The organism is Micromonospora luteifusca (genome assembly GCF_016907275.1).
Lineage (GTDB): Bacteria > Actinomycetota > Actinomycetes > Mycobacteriales > Micromonosporaceae > Micromonospora > Micromonospora luteifusca.
Genome location: NZ_JAFBBP010000001.1, coordinates 6,763,762 through 6,777,033 on the forward strand (window position 1 = coordinate 6,763,762; position 13,272 = coordinate 6,777,033).

The window sequence follows — 13,272 nt, forward strand, 5'->3', positions numbered from 1 at the left end:
GTCGTCCTCTGGCTGGCTAGGCTGATCCCATGGAGTCTTGGGCGGGACACGAGGTGCCACGGCTGCCCGGTAAGGGCGAGCCGCTGGCGTTGTACGACTCGGCGCGGCAGGGTGTCCACCCGAGTGAGCCGGCCGACGCGGGGAGCATGTACGTCTGCGGCATCACCCCGTACGACGCCACCCACCTCGGTCACGCCGCCACCATGGTCACGTTCGACCTGGTGCAGCGGATGTGGCGGGATGCCGGCCGTCCGGTGCGGTACGTGCAGAACGTCACCGACATCGACGACCCGCTGCTGGAGCGGGCCGCCCGCGACGGCGAGGACTGGGTGGTCCTGGCGATGCGGGAGACGGCGCTGTTCCGCGAGGACATGGAGGCGCTGCGGATCATCCCGCCGGAGCACTACGTGGGCGCCGTCGAGTCCATCCCGGACATCGCCGACAAGGTCGAGGTGCTGCTCAAGGATGGCGCCGCGTACCGGCTCGACGACGGCACCGGCGACGTCTACTTCGACGTCTCCGCCACCGGCCGGTTCGGCTACGAGTCGAACCTGACCCGCGAGCAGATGCTGGAGATCTTCCCGGAGCGCGGCGGTGACCCCGACCGCGCCGGCAAGCGTGACCCACTGGACCCGCTGCTGTGGCGTGGCGCCCGCGAGGGGGAACCGTCCTGGCCGGGCGGGGAGTTGGGCGCGGGCCGCCCGGGTTGGCACATCGAGTGCGCGGTGATCGCGCTGAACCTGCTCGGTGACCGGATCGACGTCCAGGGCGGCGGCAACGACCTGCTGTTCCCGCACCACGAGGCTTCCGCCGCGCACGCCGAGCGGCTCACCGGTCAGGCGCCGTTCGCCGAGCACTACGTGCACGCCGGGATGATCGGTCTGAACGGCGAGAAGATGTCCAAGTCCCGCGGCAACCTGGTCTTCGTGTCCCGGCTGCGTGCCGACAAGGTCGACCCGATGGCGATCCGGCTCGCGCTGATCTCCGGGCACTACCGCAGCGACCGCACGTGGACCGACGCGCTGCTCTCCACCGCGCAGGAGCGCCTGGACCGTTGGCGGCGGGCCGCCGCCGCGCCCGCCGGGCCGTCCGGGGCCGAACTGCTGGCCGGGGTACGCGAACGCCTGGCCGACGACCTGGACACTCCCGGGGCCCTGGCCGTGGCCGACCGTTGGGCCGAGGCGACCCTCGGCGGTGCCACGGATGACCCGGAAGCGCCCGCCCTCTTCGCGAAGACGGTGGACGCCCTCCTGGGAGTCCGCCTCTAGCCCCGCCGTGACTTCCCGCGATCTTGCAGTTCCCGTGCCCGCATAAGGGGCGAAACGCGGCATATCCGCAGCAGGAAATGCAAGATCGCGGCGGCGTGAAGGCGCGGCGCGGGCCGGGCCAGGGTGGGTCAGCCTAGGACCAGGCCGGGGTTGGGGTCGGGGTCCGGGGTTGGGGCGGGGATCTTGTACTCCTCGGTAAGGGTGGTCATCGGGCCGGGCCAGGTAGCCTGGGACACCTCGATCGGCTTGCGGTGGGCGTCGTAGGCGACGTGCAGCAGGTGCAGCACCGGGGTGTCCGGCCGGATCTGGAGCGTCTCGGCCTCCTCCCGGCTGGGCTGGCGGGCGCTGATCGTGTCGGTGGCCGAGACGTATCGCCGCCCGATGACCTCCTCGGCCTCCTGGTAGAGGGGCCGGCCGAACGCCTCGGTGCGTTCCAGCGAGGTGCCCGCGGTGTCGGTGGGCAGGAACCAGGAGGCGCCCACCTCGACGGGGGAGTCGTCGGTGCGTACGAGGTGTCGGCGGCAGAGCAGGTCGGTGCCGTCGGGCACCCCGAACGCGTCGGCCACCTCGGCGGGGGCGGGGGCGCGGCCGACGGAGACGAGTTGTTGACGGTAACGGGCGGCGAGATCGGTGTGGTAGCCGCGGAAGCCGCCGTACCGGCCCCGGGAGAGGCGGTTGAGTCGGCGGCGGGTGCCTCGGACGTACGTACCGGAGCCGGGTTTGGTGATCAGGATGCCCTCGACCCGTAGCTGGTCGACGGCGCGTTGCACGGTCTGCTTGGCGACGCCGAACATCTCGGCGATGGCCGGGATGGACGGCAGCCGCTCGCCAGGTCCCCAGTCGCCGCGGCGGACCTGGGCCTTGAGCTGCGCGGCGATCTGTCGGTGCGGGAACTCCGCGGCCCCGGGATTGATCTGCACACCGGCCTCCTTGATCACATCTAGGTTCCTAGGATGCCTTAGGGGGTGTGACGGCGCCACCCCTGACACGCGAAAAACGGGACTACGAACACGAAAGCGGGCCCCGGACAGATCCGGGGCCCGCAGCAAATCGGGGGAGGGGTGCTACCAGGAACCGGCCGTGGGGCCGGCCGAACCGCCCCGTCGGCGCAGGTACTTCTCGAACTCCTGAGCGATCTCGTCACCGGTCAACGGGGTGATCCCCTCGTCGCCGACCCGTTCCTCCAACTCGCGGACGTACTCGCCGAGCTCGGCGTCCTGCTCGGCGGCGCTGCGCACTCGCTGCTCCCACTCGGCGGACTCCTCGGCCAGGTCGGCCATCGGCACCGGCAGGTCGACGACCTCCTCGACCCGGTGCAGCAGGGCGAGAGTGGCCTTGGGGCAGGGCGGGTTGTTGGCGTAGTGCGGCACGTGCACCCAGAACGAGACGGCATCCACGTCGGCGCGGGAGCAGGCGTCGTGCAGCACGCCGACGATGCCGGTCGGCCCGTCGTAACGGGTCGGGGTGAGCTGGTAGCGCTCGGCGGCCTGCGCGTCGGAGGCGCTGCCGCTGATCGGCAGCGGCCGCGTGTACGGAACGTCGGCCAGCAACGCGCCGAGCAACACCACCCGTTCCACCTCGAGGCTGTGGCAGATCTCCAGCACCTGCTCGCAGAACGTCCGCCAGCGCATGCTCGGCTCGATACCGCGGATCAGCACCACGTCGCGCTCGGTGCCCTCCGGGCTGGCCACCATGAACCGGGTCGTCGGCCATTCCACCCGACGGGTCTCCCCGTCGGCCATCGTGATGGTGGGCCGGCTGACCTGGAAGTCGTAGAAGTCTTCCGGGTCCAGCTCGGCGACTTGTCGGGCGTTCCAGACCTGCTCGAGGTGCTCGACCGCGGCGGTGGACGCGTCGGCGGCGTCATTCCAGCCCTCGAACGCGGCGATGGCCACCGGGGACCGCAGCACCGGCAGTCCGTCGAACTCGGTCACGCCGTCACCTCACCCTGCTCGTTGCGGCCGGCGCCGGGATGGCGCCCGGTCGTCATACCGTCGGGCACGGCGGCGTCCCTGTTGTCCTTCACGTCCGTCAGCCTACGTGGCGGCCGGGGGTCCGGCCTGTCGGCCGCGCCGGTCGGCCACACCGAGGCCCGGTCATACCCGATCGAACCGGACAGCGTGATCCCGCTGACACAATATGGGATCGGGTGCCGACGGTCGCTGGGTGCGGCAGGTGCCGCACTAATCTGAACGGGTGCGGACTTCGTTGATGGATGTGCTGGCCGACCGAATTCTCATCGCCGACGGCGCGATGGGCACGATGCTGCAGGCCGCGGACCTCACGCTCGACGACTTCGACGGCCTCGAAGGGTGCAACGAGATCCTCAACGTCACCCGGCCGGACGTGGTGCGGGGTGTGCACGACGCCTACCTGGCCGCCGGCGCGGACTGCGTGGAGACCAACACGTTCGGCGCCAACCTCGCCAACCTCGCCGAGTACGACATCCCGCAGCGCATCCGGGAGCTGTCCGAGGCGGGTGCCCGCATCGCCCGGGAGGCCGCCGACGCGGCCAGCACCCCGCAGCGGCCCCGGTTCGTGCTCGGCTCGATCGGGCCGGGCACCAAACTTCCCACCCTCGGGCACGCCGGCTACGCGACCCTGCGCGACGCGTACCAGGAGAACGCCGCCGGCCTGATCGTCGGTGGCTCGGACGCGCTGATCATCGAGACGTGCCAGGACCTGCTCCAGGTCAAGGCGGCCGTGGTCGGATCCAAGCGGGCGATGGCCGAGCTGGGCCAGTCGGTGCCGATCATCTGTCACGTGGCCGTGGAGACCACCGGCACGATGCTGGTGGGCAGCGAGATCGGTGCGGCCCTCGCCGCGATCGAGCCGCTCGGGGTGGACCTGATCGGGCTGAACTGCTCGACCGGCCCGGCCGAGATGAGCGAACACCTGCGGTACCTGTCGCAGCACTCCCGCATCCCGCTGTCGGTGATGCCGAACGCCGGCCTGCCGGTGCTGACCGCCGACGGCGCGTACTTCCCGCTGACTCCCGTGGAACTGGCCGAGGCCCTGGAGCGGTTCATCACCGAGTACGGCGTGGGTCTGGTCGGTGGGTGCTGCGGCACCACCCCGGAGCACATCCGGGTGCTGTCCGAGCGGCTGCACGGCGTCACCGCCCCGGCCCGCGAGCCCCGGCACGAGGCGGGCGTCTCCTCGGTCTACCACCCGGTGCCGTTCGCCCAGGACGCGTCGGTGCTGATGGTGGGGGAGCGGACCAACGCCAACGGCTCGAAGGCGTTCCGGGAGGCGATGCTCGCCGGCGACTGGCGGGCCTGCGTGGAAATCGCCCGCAGCCAGGCGCGCGACGGCTCGCACCTGCTCGACCTGTGCGTGGACTACGTCGGTCGCGACGGCACCCAGGACATGCGGGAGTTGGCCGGCCGCTTCGCGACCGCGTCGACGTTGCCGATCATGTTGGACTCCACCGAGCCGGCCGTCGTCGAGGCCGGGCTGGAGATGCTCGGCGGCCGGTGCGTGGTCAACTCGGTGAACTTCGAGGACGGCGACGGCCCCGACTCCCGGTACGCGCGGGTGATGCCGATCGTCCGTGAGCACGGCGCGGCGGTGGTCGCGCTGCTCATCGACGAGGAGGGGCAGGCACGTACCCAGGAGTGGAAGGTCCGGGTCGCGGCGCGGCTGATCGACGACCTGACCGGCCGGTGGGGCCTGGACCGCTCCGACATCCTGATCGACGCGTTGACGTTCCCGATCGCCACCGGGCAGGAGGAGACCCGCCGCGACGGCCTCGAGACGATCGAGGCGATTCGGGAGATCACCCGCCGCTACCCGGGGGTCAACTTCACCCTCGGCATCTCGAACATCTCGTTCGGGCTCAACCCGGCGGCCCGGCAGGTGCTCAACTCGGTGTTCCTGCACGAGTGCGTGCAGGCCGGTCTGACCTCGGCGATCGTGCACGCCAGCAAGATCCTGCCGATGTCGAAGATTCCGGACGAGCAGCGCGAGGTCGCGCTCGACCTGGTCTACGACCGCCGGCGCGAGGGGTACGACCCGGTGCAGCGCTTCCTGGAGCTCTTCGAGGGCGTCGACGTGACAAGCGCCCGCGCCAGCCGGGCCCAGGAGTTGGCCGCGCTGCCGTTGGACGAGCGCCTCAAGCGGCGAATCATCGACGGTGAGCGCAACGGCCTGGAGGCCGACCTGGACGAGGCGATGGCCGGCGGTCGGTCCCCGCTGTCGATCATCAACGACATCCTGCTGGACGGCATGAAGGTCGTCGGCGAGCTGTTCGGCTCCGGCCAGATGCAGCTGCCGTTCGTGCTCCAGTCCGCCGAGGTGATGAAGACCGCGGTGGCCTACCTGGAGCCGCACATGGAGACCGCGGAGGACGGCGGCAAGGGCCGCATCGTGCTCGCCACCGTGCGTGGCGACGTGCACGACATCGGCAAGAACCTGGTCGACATCATCCTGTCCAACAACGGCTACGAGGTGGTGAACATCGGCATCAAGCAGCCGATCAGCGCCATCCTGGACGCCGCCGAGCAGCACCGCGCCGACGCGATCGGCATGTCCGGGCTGCTGGTCAAGAGCACGGTCATCATGAAGGAAAATCTGGCCGAGATGGCCACGCGCGGGGTCGCGGAGCGTTGGCCCGTCCTGTTGGGTGGGGCGGCACTGACCCGCGCGTACGTCGAGGACGATCTGCGGTCGATGTTCCCCGGGCAGGTGCACTACGCGCGGGACGCGTTCGAGGGGCTGTCCCTGATGGACAAGGTGATGACCGCCAAGCGCGGCGGCGCCCCGGTGATCGACCCGGAGCGCGAGGCGGCTCTCGCGGCGCGGCGGGCCCGCCGCGAGCGGCAGCGCTCGATGGTCACCGAGTCCCTGCCGGAGCTGCACGACTCCTCGATCCGCTCCAACGTGGCCGCGGACGTGCCGGTGCCCACTCCGCCGTTCTTCGGCACGCGGGTGGTCAAGGGCGTGCCGATGGCCGACTACGCGGCGTTGCTCGACGAGCGGGCCACGTTCCGCGGGCAGTGGGGGTTGAACGGCGCCCGCGGCGGCAACGGTCCGTCCTACGAGGAACTGGTGGAGACCGAGGGCCGGCCGCGCCTGCGCTACTGGTTGGACCGGCTGATCGCCGACCAGGTGCTCGAGGCAGCCGTCGTGTACGGCTACTTCCCCGCGTACTCGGAAGGCAATGACCTGGTGGTGCTCGACGAGAACGGGCACGCGGAGCGCGCCCGTTTCTCCTTCCCTCGGCAGCGGCAGGAGCGGCGGCTCTGCCTGGCGGACTTCTTCAAGCCCAGGGGCGAGCAGCTCGACGTGGTCGCGCTGCAACTGGTCACCGTCGGGCAACCCGTGAGCGAGTACGCGGCGAAGCTGTTCGCCCGCAACGAGTACCGCGACTACCTGGAGGTGCACGGGCTGTCCGTGCAGCTCACCGAGGCGCTCGCCGAGTACTGGCACCGGCGCATCCGGGCCGAGATGACGCTGCCCGACGGCCGTCCGCTGGGCCACGACGACCCGACGGACCTGGCCGGGATCCTGCGCAACGACTACCGGGGCTGCCGGTACGCGTTCGGCTACCCCGCCTGTCCGGACCTGGAGGACCGGGCGAAGATCGTGGACCTGCTCGGGTCGGAGCGGATCGGCGTGGAGTTGTCCGAGGAGTTCCAGTTGATGCCGGAGCAGGCCACCGATGCGATCGTGGTCCACCACCCGGAGGCCAGCTACTTCAACGCCAAGTAACGGGTGCAGGTGCCCTGACCTGCGCCTGAGGCCGTCCGGAAGGCCGTTGAACCATGATCATGCCGTCTCCAGGCCGTCAACGGCTTCCGGGCCGTCCTTGGCGGCCTGGTCCTCGCCGAACGCGGTGTCGATGGCGCGGCGCGTCCGGTCCTCGCTGGTCGGTAGGAGATGCGTGTAGGTCCGCAGGGTGAACCCGGGGTCGGAGTGGCCGAGGTAGGTCGACAGGGCCTTGATGCTCTCGCCGGCGTCCAGGAGGACCGAGGCGTAGGTGTGCCGCAGGACGTGCATGCCGTTGCGGCGGTCGTCGGGGATACCGGTGGCCCCGATCGCAGGCTTCCAGACTCCGGGGTTGAACTTCGAGCGACTGAGCGGCAGGCAGTCAGGCGTGGTCAGGTAGAGCGTGACGGTCCTGGGGTCGCCGGTCAGGGTTCCCCAAGGCAGGGTGACCTCTACGGGCGCGTACTGCTTGGCGTGGTCGCCCAAGCGGCGAGCTACCGAGGCGGGGAGGGGAACCTCCCGCGTCTTGCCGCCCTTGGGTGGGCGAAGATGAGCGCGCCGCGCACGAGCTTGATCTGACGGACGACGCGCAGGGTTGGCCGGGTCACGTCCACGTCGTCAGGGCTTACGCCGAAAATCTCTCCCTGCCGCAGTCCACAGCCCGCGCCTAGGTCGACGGCAACTCGGTAGCAGTCGGGCAGCTTTGCGCGAAACACGGTGAGCCGGTCGACTGACCACGGCTGGACCTTGGTGGGGACGTGCCTGGGGCGCTGGATGCTCTTGGCTGCGAATGGATTGCTGACGATCTTCTTGTCGTCTACAGCGGCGTTGAGAATCATCGACACGTCGCTGAACAGCACCCGGCGGTAGCCAGACGGGCGACGTAATCGAACGCCTCAAAGCGTGGGATGAGACAGAGTCCATCGCAGCCGACCTCACCATTGATACGTCGAAGGTCCAGCCCGATGAGGCCGCCACGTTGGTGAACCAGGTGGTTGGCCGGCGCAAAGCTGCGGCGGAGTAGAGGCTGCTGCTGGGAGGCCGGCGCGGACTAGACCCGGCTTGTCCAGCGATAACCGTCCCAGACCCACTGGGGGTCGGGGCGACGACCACTGCCCATCACCAGCATGATCGCGCCACCGCCAACGGCGACGGCGAAGACAGCAAGGCCCAAAATGCATCGCACAACCGATTGCCTCTTGCAGTCCTGCATCACGGATGCGGTGATCGGATCATCACTGACACCCGTGTCCGAGGCCACCAACTGGATCACCGGTGGTGTGCAGCTCATCGAGGTGCCCAACACGCTGACCTTGGCCGGCAGCAGCAACAAGACGATTCCGGCGATGATGCCGAGGACCATCATCAGCGCACCGGTCGCTTTCATGATCGGCACGCTAGCAGCGAACATCGTTGAGGCAGATCGGCCTGTCGGCGGACACCGACCCACGGAAGGGGCAATCCCGAGACCGGACAGCCGGCTGCCGGCGAAGTGGACGCTCCTATTGCGGTCAAGCCCCGGTCGCGGCCAGCCGTGGAGTGAGTGTGACGCTAGGGGCGTGGCAGAGACCGAACGTGGCAAGACGCTCCGTCTGATCGGCTACTGGTGGGGTTCGGACGAGCCGGGTTGGCCGGACGTCAACCAGTTCGTTGACGAGGGCCTGGACCCTGGCGAGAGTGAGCGGGTAGCGCTTTACCTGTCGTCCGGTACGGCGTGGGTCGCGGCGGCGGGGCTGTCACCGTGTCGCCTTTGTGGGGTGGGGAACGGCTCGGCGGAGCTGACGGACGGGAGCCATTTCATCTGGCCCGAAGGGCTTGCGCACTATGTCCGCGATCATCAGGTGAGGTTGCCCGCGCAGATCACCGAGGTCATGTACGGGGAGTCTGCACCCGTAGACGCGTCCAGATTCGAGCAGGACTTGGACGCCGGCGACCTCTCGATTGACGACGAGTGGTGGCGCACCCTGGGTGACACCCGCCCGGCTGCCGCCCGGCTGCCGGCTGTCTAGTCCCACCACATGCTTGATAGTTGACCTAGATAGTTGGTACGACCTTGCGGGGTCGCTGTCGTGGCCGAGACGAGAGAAGACTGCGTGATGGTTGCCGATCCGCGTTGAAGGTTGCCCTGCGCCAGCTCCGCACCGTGCGGTCGCAGCGGCCGGCTGATGCTGCTGGTCCCTGCGTGTTCGCCGGTTGGCGGGATGGCATGGCTGATGTCCTGGATGCGCTGGCCGAGGTCTTGCCCTTCGAGGAGGACAGAGTCCGCGCTCGGATGGAAGCAGAGGCTGCTCGTGTCGAGGCAGCAGAGCTGCGTGCGTCGGCCAGAACGTCGCATGACAGTTGATCTAGACATTGAGGGCGACCTTGCGGGGTCGCCGTGTTGGTTGCCTGGGGGTCAAGGTCGATCGCCATCGCGCCCGCTGGTGCCCGGTAGGCCGGCTGACATCGGCCGGTCGTGGCTTTACCTCCCGGGGAAGGGCCATCCCGCTGTGGGCCAGTCCCGAGGGCTGGAAGGCTGTACCGTCCGACCGTGCAAAGCCCAGCGCCGAGGACCCCTACCGGGCCCTCACTGGCGGCTGCCTTCCCGGCCCACCTTCAGCGGGACGTGCAGACCGTCTTGAAGCTCCTACCGTCGGCACCCTCGGAGCCGGCCCTGCCATTCGGTGTAACCGTCGATGAGCAACCACTGGTCATCCCGTACCGCATCTACCAAGCCGAACCCACAGCCGGTGCGGAGGCCCGTCTGCCGCCGACGCAGTTCGCGATTCTCAACTGCCTCTATACGCGTCACCACGACGGTCGAGTACGGCAGCGACGGCTTGAGCACGTTCTGAGGCTGAACGAGCCGTGGGTGGTCCCATTCGTGGTCCGGCTGGTCGGGGAGTACGTCCTAGAGATCCTGCTCGACATCCGCCGTGAACTCGTCGAGCTCGACGACCCCACGACCCCGCAGCACGCTGTCTATGGACAGGTTCTCGCCGCGAACCCGGCCTTCCTCGCCGTCACGCGTCAGCGAGTGGCGAGCTACTGGGCCTGCTACTACCGGCATTTGTACTCCGACCCGCGTTACTACCCGGGCTTCACGCTCATCGAGTCCATGCGAGCCGCAGCAAGGCACTACAGCGCCCCCACCAGGTCACGACATCCTCGTATCTAGATGATGGGCAACGCGCCGTCGTAGTCCATCCCGACGGCACCCGGGCGAGTCCCAAGATCAGGCCGTATCCAGGCCGTCAGAGGTGAACCGAGAGCAACGAACGTTGACCACCGATGACCAATGAACGAGCAGCTCAGACGGCATCTTGTCCGTGTTGATCGACTACGCCCCGAGCCTTGATCAATACAACGCCAAGTGACGGGCGCGGGTGCCGATCTTCTTGTCGTGCACGGCTGCGGCCGGGCAACGCCGAGAAGGGCAAAGCCCGCTCTAGACAGCCTCACCCGATCGTTCGGCGAACATCAGGGGAGCCTTGGCCTCTGACCGGGCCGGCCGGACTGCCGGCGATGTCGGGCCCAGGTGATCCGTTAGGGATCAGCGTCAGATGAAGCGGGACAGGTCCGACTAGATGATCATGACCGACCAGGGAAAGCGGTCGGGACCGCTGGTCGAACGCATCCATTCAGTGACGCTATGGGCTCCTCACTCAGCGGTTCCGGCCGGGGCTGTTCCGGTTGCCGCGACCTGCCAAGCCGTACGCGACGGCCCCGATCAGCAGCCCGACGACGGCTCCCATCAGGCCGGTGCCCAGCGCCGAGTCTCCTGCCTCGTACCCGTCGCCGCCCAACCAGCCCCAGAGCGCCCCACCGAGCGCTCCCAGGACCAGGCCGACCAGCGGGAAACTTCTCCTCATACCGACCATAATGATGTCCCCACCGGCGGAGGGCTAGCGTCACCCGCCGAGAAACGTGCGTGCGATTGGCATGCCCGATCCGTGCCCGACGCAGCGGTCAACACGGGGCCACACCGATACTCAGCCGGTCCTGCAATCGACGCCCTGTAGCTGTGTCTCGCGTGACGTGACTACCCACCGTACGAATCAAGGCGATTCCCAAGCTGGGACGATGCATCGCCCGACTATCGGTGGGGCGGTGCGTGACGCAGAGCCACGAGGTCACCGGTGAGCGTCGGCTTCTCGACGAAAGAGATCTTGGACGGCACGGCACCGATCATGCCCGGTGCCCGCCACCCACCGTCACCACGTTGTTGACCCAGGCTCCTAGCCGGTCCAACGCCTCAAAATCCTGGCCATGCTGATGTTGACGCGGTCGTAGAGGTTGCAGGCAGGGACCTGTCCGCGTGCGAGGAACGTGGCCATGGGCCTGGCGGATGCTCTTGCTGAGTGGACGGACGTGGACGGCGCTCAGTACGAGCTGGGCCGAACGGTGGGCTTGTTTACGGATCGCACGTTTTGCAGGTCAAGTGGGTGTTCTGGTCGAACAATCCGCTCGGTCAGGCGCTTTGCGACATGCTGCATGCGTTGGTGAAGGCTGGCGTTCTGGAGTACCGGGACGAGCCCGACCACCAGTTCCGCTGGAAGACGGTAGCACCGCTCGATGGCCTCACGGCTGAACGTTAGTGGTGATCTGGTGTTGGGCCTTGTGCGGTTCAGGTCGGTAATGCTGCGCCGGGGCACGGCCTTGATCGGGGTGTCGGCGTCGTAGACGGTGACGGTGTGTTCGTCCAGCCCGGACGGCAGGCGCAGCTTCGGCGCGTGCACCTCGGCTCAGATCGGTCAACGGCGCACCCGATAGCGCAGGTGAATCACCCGGTTGCCCTGAATCACCACGTCAGGATCCTCCAACAGGTGCTGCGCGTCGACCGACCCGAAGTAGCGCTTGCCGGACCCGAACACCACCGGTACGACGTCCATGCGCACCTCGTCGACCAGGCCCGCGGCAAGCACCTGGCCACCGACGTCGCCAGCGGCGACCTCGACCATGCGGTCACCCGCAAGCTCCTGCGCCCTGGCCACGGCTGCCTCGACGCCGTCGACGAAGTGAAACGGCGCCTCGGGGTCCCAGCCCTCGGGCTTCTGCCGGTGCGTCACGACGACCACGTGGTCGATCCCGCCCGGAGGCTTCCCGTCCCAGCCGTCCGTCATGTCGAAGACATGGCGGCCGGCGATCGTCGCCCCGATCTGGTCCCAGTACGGCCGGGTGTAGTCGTAGGACGTCTGGGACACCTTCAACGCGCCGCTCTCGTCCAACGGGACGTCACCGCTGAGCAACCAGTCGAACAGCGGTCCGGGCTGGTCGTTCTCGTCCGCGATGAAGCCGTCCACCGACACCGAGCTGTACATGACCACCTTGCCCACGGGCTCTCCTCTGCTTTGGGGTGCCCCCAAATTAGCGTGTCCTGAGCTGCCGCTCTTGTAAGAAATCAATCGGCCGGCAGCGGCCAGCCGTCCAGCGTGTGGCCGGGATGTTCGCGCAGGAACCGCTGCCGGACTTCGACGTACCGGGTCGGCGTGAGCCCGGTGAACGCCCGGAACTCGTGGCCGAAGTGGGCCTGGTCGAAGTACCCAGCGTCACTGGCGACGCCGCCCCAGTCGATCGGTTCGGCGAAGTCGATCGCGAGCATGGTGGCGGCGAAGCGGTGGGTGCGGGCCAGCCGCTTCGGCGTGACGCCGACGAGCTCCTTGAACCGCTGTGCCAGATGAGTGCTGCTGACACCGGCTGCCACGCTCAGGTCGCCGATCGCCACCGCCCCGTTGGTCGTCGCGATGACGCTGCTCGTGTGGCGGACCAGCCCCAGGCCGGGGGTCTCGCACAGCCGTCGCATCAGCTCCTCCTCGAGCAGCGTCAGCATCTCGTGCGGTCCGTCCGCCGTGGCCAGCCGGTCTCTCAGGTCAGCAGTGGCGGGCCGGCCCCACACCTGCTCTACCGTCACCGGCCGGTCGCACAGCTCGGCTGCGGGCATCGGCAGGAACGGTGCCAGCCCCCACGGCTTGACGTGCACGCCGACGGACCGGGTCCGGAGCGGGTAGCCGAACTCCCACGCGCGGGTGGGCGTGGTGATCACGCAGCCGTCGGCGTACTCGGCCGTCTCGATGTCGGTGCCGGCGCGGATGCGGAACGGCGCGCCGAGGTTGATGATGAGCAACGCCGCCGGACTTGGTGGCAGCGTCAGCCGGGCGTACGGCGACGTGCCTTCCAGGTAGTAGAGGTCGTCGATCAGCCGGTCCAGCGGCGGTCGCGGCACTCTGGACACGTACTCCACGCCCACAGCATCGCCGACGTCGCGCCGGTAGCGCCCGCCGGGATGGTCCAGCCGCCTCGCCGCCAGCATCGAGCC

The 13,272-nt window shown here is 68.7% G+C and carries 12 protein-coding genes and 1 pseudogene; 4 read left to right on the forward strand and 9 right to left on the reverse strand.

All coding sequences use genetic code 11. The annotated features are described in order from the left end of the window. Positions 1-29: 29 nt before the first annotated feature. Positions 30-1,268 (forward strand): cysteine--1-D-myo-inosityl 2-amino-2-deoxy-alpha-D-glucopyranoside ligase, encoded by a 1,239-nt coding sequence (gene mshC / locus JOD64_RS30635; RefSeq protein WP_204945457.1) that lies wholly within the window; start codon positions 30-32, stop codon positions 1,266-1,268. A gap of 128 nt (positions 1,269-1,396) precedes the next feature. Here the strand turns inward: mshC and JOD64_RS30640 are convergent, their stop codons facing one another. Both JOD64_RS30640 and JOD64_RS30645 read right to left on the reverse strand, forming a co-directional pair. Next, a complete protein-coding gene (locus JOD64_RS30640; protein ID WP_204945458.1) occupies positions 1,397-2,188 on the reverse strand; it encodes a GntR family transcriptional regulator in 792 nt (263 codons plus the stop codon). 144 nt (positions 2,189-2,332) lie between these two features. After that, positions 2,333-3,202 carry a PAC2 family protein gene (locus JOD64_RS30645; protein ID WP_204945459.1) on the reverse strand — a complete coding sequence of 290 codons (870 nt, stop codon included), beginning with the start codon at positions 3,200-3,202 and terminating at the stop codon, positions 2,333-2,335. Between the two features lie 277 nt (positions 3,203-3,479). Here JOD64_RS30645 and metH point away from each other — a divergent pair, with 277 nt between their 5' ends. After that, the gene (gene metH, locus JOD64_RS30650) at positions 3,480-6,980 is read left to right on the forward strand and encodes a methionine synthase (RefSeq protein ID WP_239561934.1); all 3,501 of its coding nucleotides are present in this window, start codon (positions 3,480-3,482) and stop codon (positions 6,978-6,980) included. A gap of 57 nt (positions 6,981-7,037) precedes the next feature. Here the strand turns inward: metH and JOD64_RS30655 are convergent. The 3 genes and pseudogenes from JOD64_RS30655 to JOD64_RS30665 form a co-directional block, all read right to left on the reverse strand. After that, positions 7,038-7,481: pseudogene (locus JOD64_RS30655) on the reverse strand (tyrosine-type recombinase/integrase); the annotation flags it as partial. Next, complete coding sequence (locus tag JOD64_RS30660; protein WP_204945461.1) at positions 7,472-7,837, reverse strand: site-specific integrase; 366 nt, start codon at positions 7,835-7,837, stop codon at positions 7,472-7,474. The pseudogene JOD64_RS30655 and the gene JOD64_RS30660, both read right to left, overlap by 10 nt. Positions 7,838-8,028: 191 nt before the next feature. Beyond that, positions 8,029-8,364: a hypothetical protein gene (locus tag JOD64_RS30665; RefSeq protein WP_204945462.1), complete on the reverse strand. Its 336-nt coding sequence runs from the start codon at positions 8,362-8,364 to the stop codon at positions 8,029-8,031. Positions 8,365-8,536: 172 nt separating this feature from the next. Here JOD64_RS30665 and JOD64_RS30670 point away from each other — a divergent pair, with 172 nt between their 5' ends. Beyond that, a complete protein-coding gene (locus JOD64_RS30670; protein ID WP_204945463.1) occupies positions 8,537-8,986 on the forward strand; it encodes a hypothetical protein in 450 nt (149 codons plus the stop codon). Between the two features lie 842 nt (positions 8,987-9,828). Continuing rightward, positions 9,829-10,134, forward strand: coding sequence for a hypothetical protein (locus JOD64_RS30675; protein WP_204945464.1), 306 nt, complete (start codon positions 9,829-9,831; stop codon positions 10,132-10,134). Positions 10,135-10,621: 487 nt separating this feature from the next. Here JOD64_RS30675 and JOD64_RS30680 read toward each other — a convergent pair whose 3' ends face one another. From JOD64_RS30680 to JOD64_RS30695, 4 genes are all read right to left on the reverse strand, one after another. Continuing rightward, on the reverse strand, positions 10,622-10,828 hold the full coding sequence (locus JOD64_RS30680; protein WP_204945465.1) for a hypothetical protein: 207 nt from the start codon (positions 10,826-10,828) through the stop codon (positions 10,622-10,624). 510 nt (positions 10,829-11,338) lie between these two features. Beyond that, positions 11,339-11,695, reverse strand: coding sequence for a hypothetical protein (locus tag JOD64_RS30685; protein WP_204945466.1), 357 nt, complete (start codon positions 11,693-11,695; stop codon positions 11,339-11,341). 15 nt (positions 11,696-11,710) lie between these two features. Further along, positions 11,711-12,292: a dihydrofolate reductase family protein gene (locus JOD64_RS30690; protein WP_204945467.1), complete on the reverse strand. Its 582-nt coding sequence runs from the start codon at positions 12,290-12,292 to the stop codon at positions 11,711-11,713. 65 nt (positions 12,293-12,357) lie between these two features. After that, positions 12,358-13,266 (reverse strand): helix-turn-helix domain-containing protein, encoded by a 909-nt coding sequence (locus JOD64_RS30695; RefSeq protein WP_204945468.1) that lies wholly within the window; start codon positions 13,264-13,266, stop codon positions 12,358-12,360. Between the last annotated feature and the right edge of the window lie 6 nt (positions 13,267-13,272).

Coding starts and splice junctions, on each gene's coding strand:
- JOD64_RS30665 (WP_204945462.1), bottom strand. CDS start 8,364: ATGAAAGCGACCGGTGCGCTGATGATGGTCCTCGGCATCATCGCCGGA.
- metH (WP_239561934.1), top strand. CDS start 3,480: ATGGATGTGCTGGCCGACCGAATTCTCATCGCCGACGGCGCGATGGGC.
- JOD64_RS30680 (WP_204945465.1), bottom strand. CDS start 10,828: ATGAGGAGAAGTTTCCCGCTGGTCGGCCTGGTCCTGGGAGCGCTCGGT.
- mshC (WP_204945457.1), top strand. CDS start 30: ATGGAGTCTTGGGCGGGACACGAGGTGCCACGGCTGCCCGGTAAGGGC.
- JOD64_RS30695 (WP_204945468.1), bottom strand. CDS start 13,266: ATGCTGGCGGCGAGGCGGCTGGACCATCCCGGCGGGCGCTACCGGCGC.